The 3,163-nt window shown below is 30.0% G+C and carries 2 protein-coding genes and 1 pseudogene; all 3 read left to right on the top strand.

What is annotated here, in order from left to right; genetic code table 11:
* Positions 1-297: pseudogene (locus LJD32_RS14720) on the top strand (hypothetical protein); the annotation flags it as partial.
* Positions 298-306: 9 nt separating this feature from the next.
* Positions 307-669 (top strand): hypothetical protein, encoded by a 363-nt coding sequence (locus LJD32_RS14715; protein WP_227403834.1) that lies wholly within the window; start codon positions 307-309, stop codon positions 667-669.
* A 94-nt stretch (positions 670-763) separates the two neighbouring features.
* On the top strand, positions 764-3,163 hold a 2,400-nt coding region (locus tag LJD32_RS14710), incomplete at its 3' end, for a GH25 family lysozyme (protein WP_227403833.1).

Here is a 3,163-nt window from a genome sequence, read left to right as displayed (position 1 = left end):
GAAGCAATCCAAATCCAACTTGTAAAAAAAGGAAGCAGTGCACCAGGAAGTACAAGTAATAAATTTCATAGATATAATTCTTGGGTTTCTCAATTGAATGTTGCTAAAGATACTTCACAATTAATAGTTGTATCTGCTAATGGTTCTAATTATGCAACTGTTTCTATGCATACAAAGGGATCTGATGGATACTGGGCTGATAATTATTCGGTAACAGGAAGAGTTGGAAAAAATGGTATTGGAAAAACTTCTGAAGGAGATAAAAAAACTCCAACGGGTGTTTATACATTTGGATAAACATTTGGAGTGGCTGATAATTCGGGATCATCTAGAGGTTATTTAAAGGTAAATAATAATCACTATTGGGTAGATGATAGTAGCAGTATTTACTATAATAAATTAGTTGATATTTTTCAAACAGGAAAAAGATGGAATTCTGCTGAACATCTTGCTAAATATCCAAAAGCTTATAAATATGCTATAGCTATTACTTACAACACAGAATGTATACCAGGTAGAGGATCTGCAATTTTCTTACATTGTGATACGGGAAATGCTACTGCTGGATGTATTTCGCTTCCTGAATCAACAATGATTTATACATTACAAAATTTACATAGTGATACTAAAATTGTTATTGATTATAGTGGTAATTTATCTAGATATTAGTATAAATGGTAGATTAATTTGATTAATCTACCATTTATAATTGTTATTTTTCTTTTAGAAATATATAATGTAGTTGTTTTTGGGGAGGATCAAAATGAAAAAGTTATTTAGTTTTTTTATTTGTTTATCAATATTTTTGCCAACATCGGTATTTGCATTAGATGAACAAAATGAAGATTTATCACAGTATAGTTATAGTGTAAGTGATGATGAAAATTTTCAAGATGGTGTTATGTCAAATCCAGATGGATATGAAGGAACTGGATATGTAACTGAAAATAATTCACAAAGTCAAATATCTCAATCTATGGCTAGAGGTTCTGGTTATAATTTAACATGGGGCTATGAAAATGGTAAGAAAGCCATGTATGATGGAAATGGCGTTAGATTTGGATATGGTGAATGTAAAAAAGTAATTGATGTTTCATCATATAATGGCGGTATCAATTGGTCTGCAGTTAAATCTGGTGGAGTAGATGGTGCTATTTTAAGAATTACCTCATTTGCCGGTGGAAATATGCATGAAGATGCACAATTTGCTAATAACTTACAAGGTTGTAGAAATGTGGGTATGCCTTTGGGTATTTACATGTATAGCTATGCTACTGATACATCTAAAGCAGCCAACGAAGCTAATTACGTTGTTGGATTATTAAGAAAATATGGAGTGCGTCCATCAGAATTACAATATCCTGTTTATTATGATATGGAATCTAATAATTCGGTAGCAGGATTAAGTGTTGATCAAAATGCAGCAAATGCAGAAACGTTTATTAGTATTTTAAATGCAAATGGTTATACAGCTAATGTATATAGTTATACAAGTTATTTGAATTCAAATTTAAATAACCCTAGAATTCATAAATATGTTTCTTGGGTTGCACAATATGGAAAAAAATTAAGATTTGTTAACAATTATTATAAAGGTAATTATGGATGGCAATATCAATCTAATGGTTATGTTTCAGGTGTAAATGGTGAAGTAGATGTAAGTTGTTTTTCTAATTTTTATGGGTATGACTCATCAAATCATATAAATCAACCACTAGGTAGAGATAGCAGCACACCATACCTTGAATATAGAGCTAATAATGCAGGTGTAGAATGGTTACCATATTTTGTTGAACCAAATACAGCAGGAACAACAGGAAGAAGTTTACCATTATATCAATTAAAATTTAAATTAAATAATATGCCTAATTCATCACATTTATCTGGAGTTATTAAAAATTCTTCACAAACATTAACTTATGATAATATTGAAAGTGATGATACTATTGGAACAAATGGTTCTGCTATGAGACAAGTTATGTTTAATTTAGAAAATGTACCGGGTTATCATTTAGAATATCAAGTACACAGTTCTAATATAGGATGGCAAAATTGGGTAAAACAAGGAAATTATGCTGGTGATGGAAATAACGAAATTCAAGCGATTGATTTTAGATTAGTAGCTGATGATACAGTTAAAGTAGAATATCCTCAAATTTATTATAGAGGTCATATTGCTGATAAAGGATGGTTATCATATGTTCCTGATTCGCAAATTGCTGGTACTGTAGGACAAGGAATCTTTTTACAAGCACTTCAATTTGGTATGGATGGAGAAGATAATTATAATTTAAGTGGAAAAGTATATGTAGATGGTATTGGATGGAAAGAATATACAAATATTAAATCTGATACAGTATTAGGAACAACTGGACAAAACAAAGCAATCAAAGCAGTTAATTTTAAATTTAGTGATTTTTTAGGATATAAATTGCAATATCGTGTTCATCTATCAAATAAAGGATGGCAAAATTGGGTAGATGAAGGAACTGATGCAGGAGATAAAACGAATAATATAGAAGCTATTAAATTTAGATTAGTTACTGATAGCGGAATCATTAATAAAATCACATTAAATAAAGAAGAAGTAACTTTAGAAAAAGGAAGCAAAGATTCTTTAAGTGTAAGTTTTAGACCAACTAATACAACAATGGATAAAACAATTCATTGGTCATCAAGTAATGATAAAATAGTAACAGTTGATCAAAATGGAAATATTCATGCAGTAGGAGCAGGAAATGCTAAAATTACTGCTGAAACAGTTAATGGAGTTAAAGCAACATGTGATGTCAAATCAATCATTTCTATTAGTTCTATTGAATTGGACAAAACAAATGAAACAATTGAAACAGGAAAGACAGTTCAATTAAATGCATCAATCAATCCAAACGATACAACTGAAGATAAAACTTTAGAATGGACAAGTAGTAATACAAATGTAGCAACAGTAGATGAAAATGGAAAAGTAAAAGCAGTAGGTGGCGGAGATACAACAATTACTGTCAAATCAAAAAATGGAAAAGAAGCAAAATGTCAAATACATGTCTTAAGTCATATTGATTCAATTTCATTAAATAAAAAAGAGTTAAAAGTAGAAAAGACAAATACTGAAACATTACAAGCGACAATCAATCCAAGCGATGCAACAGATGATAAGACACTA

The sequence above is a fragment of the Faecalibacillus sp. TM498 genome (assembly GCF_020589955.1).
Taxonomy (GTDB): domain Bacteria; phylum Bacillota_I; class Bacilli_A; order Erysipelotrichales; family Coprobacillaceae; genus Faecalibacillus; species Faecalibacillus intestinalis.
The sequence above is the reverse complement of the archived record's forward strand: the minus strand, read 5'-3'. Positions and strand labels throughout refer to the sequence as shown.